This window comes from Okeania hirsuta (assembly GCF_003838195.1).
GTDB lineage: Bacteria > Cyanobacteriota > Cyanobacteriia > Cyanobacteriales > Microcoleaceae > Okeania > Okeania hirsuta.
Genome location: NZ_RCBY01000496.1, coordinates 1 through 2431 on the forward strand (window position 1 = coordinate 1; position 2431 = coordinate 2431).

Sequence of the window (2431 nt, forward strand, 5' to 3'; positions counted from 1 at the left end):
TGCAGATCTAGGTATCCAGCAAACTAGAGATTGGATCAAGAGAAATAATCCAGGTTATTCAGAATTGGAAGTGAATCTTGAATTTGTGCGATTGATGTATTACGAAACAGGTAAGATGTCCGAAGAGTCTTGGAAACACTTTGAAGATCAGATGGATGACAAGATTAAGAAAGATTGGTAGAACAGATTTAGGAAAATGATGAAAGAGACAATTGGAGTTACGATGATATAGCACAAAATGGACAATTCAAGAGTGGCAAAGTGATTGAAGCCACCATAAGTCGAGGATTGCTAGGTTTTGCGAAATTATCAGTTGTTACTATGAGCAGCAAAAAGAAGGTGGGCAGTGCCTAACACAGGGTATACAATCATGCTTCCTGTATGGCAAAAAGATTTTGATCGTGAATGGAGTTGAATTTCCGATGGATAGAATACCGATTTGGAAAAGAGAAGAGGCAGCACGTCGCATACCCGGACCCGTAGGTGACATAGTTTTAGAGGAACAATTATGAAGTAATAGTTGTATATTTGGACTAGTGGATAGCCAAAAAATAAGAAGATGACAAAAATCTTGATATAAAATATGTGACTGACAATGAGGGAAATAAGACAGCGTATTGATTTATATCGAGGACTGGGAATTGATCAGCAAGGAAAATGCAGAATTACTCCAGTATCAATCATTAAGAAACAGCCTGACAACTGCCTTTGCTGAGGTCGAGGACCTTAGAAAAGATCAAACACACAAATAAGTTTAACAGATTTCTGAATGAGTGTTAGAATTATTACCACCGATAATTTTAGAAGAGAAGCTAAGAAATCAAACAAGAAGAAGAATAAGGATAAGTTCAAGGGTTAGGAATGTACGTCACCTAACAAAGCGTATGCGATCCCACTGCCCAATAACAAATAAGATCTTAATTGTAAATGCAGTTGGTAAGGACGATAAAGCATATTGGAATACCAAAAGGCCGTAGCTCGCCTCCACGAACGCTGGCCGTAATAGCTGAACAAACATGACGTACCTCGAAGAAGCAAAAGCGTTTATAAAAGAAGTATCCTGATATCGCAAAAGATTTCAAAGGATGTACAACGCAAGAGTTGAACACTTAGAACAGAAGTTCCAGCAAAAACTCCCGAACGCATTCAAGGAGTTTCTATTTTGGTTTGGCAGGGAGGAGTCACATAATGCGAGGAACTGATTATTACTATGCGTATCTATCCGATGAAGCCTTTGAGAGTTGGAAAGAAGAGGGGATTGTCCCTAAGGATTACACTTCAAGGATCAAGGAATAGATCTGCTGAAAAGAAATAGCTTTGATGAGAGAAATACTAGAAAATTCCATTCTTTTCATGTGTCATCAAGGCTATGCAATCGAATATATCAAACGAATGAAGGCGAAAATCCACCCGTTTACATCTTTGTAGAACAAGGGGACTGGAAAGAAACAGGTCCCACGGTTTTGGGGCAATTCCTTTAGCGATTACCTGACAAACATGTTACAACAACATGTGGACGGATTACAGAAAAATGAAGACTATAGTAGGCATAGATTGTAAATAGCATTGATTTACAGTGGATAAATCGTGATTTTGGAAAACGAATAAACGGCCCTACTTAGCATACTTAACCCATTGTAGAAAATACATCAAACCCAACAAGTACTTGGAAAACTATAATTGGAAATAGAGGTAGAAAAGCTTAAATTTGTTGAGACTAGATTGGAAAATATCATCAAAAAAATGATAAGATGAGTACAGTAGTTCAAAACGTCCTGAGATTTTGATTTATGGATGGTGAAAGGAAACCTATCTATTATAAGGGGTATAGAGATTATCTAAATGGGATTAAACAATTAGAGGAACTAATGGGAAGTAGCAAATTTCAATCTTTTCTAGCAACGGAATTAGTATTCTTAATAAGATCATTATTGGGCAAGAATTACTTTGTTTTTTTCGAATGAAGTTGGCTTACAATTTTCCAAGAAATCATGGCGTGCAGCAGATATAGCCATAGTAAGAAAGGGAGCAATAAAAGAGCTAGATAACAATACTTGAGTGTACCACCAGAATATGTAGTGGAAATAGATACAAAAGCTGATTTGAGTGAGGTAAGTAATCCGCTTGGATACTATCAAGAAAAAACAGAAGAGTTAATCAATTTGGCGTCAAAGAAGATCATTTGGATATTTACTGAGACAGAGAAAATCATGGTAGCAGAAAAAGGGAGCAAAAAATGGAAATATTTGCTGGGATCAGGAGATAGAATTCTTTGAAGGTCTACGTGTAAATATTGACCAGATATTAGTAGAAAATGGTCTGAAATAATGACAAATATTACCGTTCATCCGGGCCTGTCTGCTTACGTCAGCTAGTCAGGCCATAAGTAGTACTTTAAGTTACCTGACGCTGACGAAAAAGTATCCAATCT

General features: G+C 37.0%; 2 protein-coding genes. Both read left to right on the top strand.

Annotated elements, in window-relative coordinates:
• Nucleotides 1-181 (top strand): hypothetical protein (locus tag D5R40_RS38605; RefSeq protein ID WP_205127816.1); only part of this gene is annotated, 181 nt, incomplete at its 5' end.
• Nucleotides 182-2054: 1873 nt separating this feature from the next.
• The gene (locus D5R40_RS32205) at nt 2055-2276 is read left to right on the top strand and encodes a hypothetical protein (protein ID WP_124155826.1); all 222 of its coding nucleotides are present in this window, start codon (nt 2055-2057) and stop codon (nt 2274-2276) included.
• Nucleotides 2277-2431: the final 155 nt, after the last annotated feature.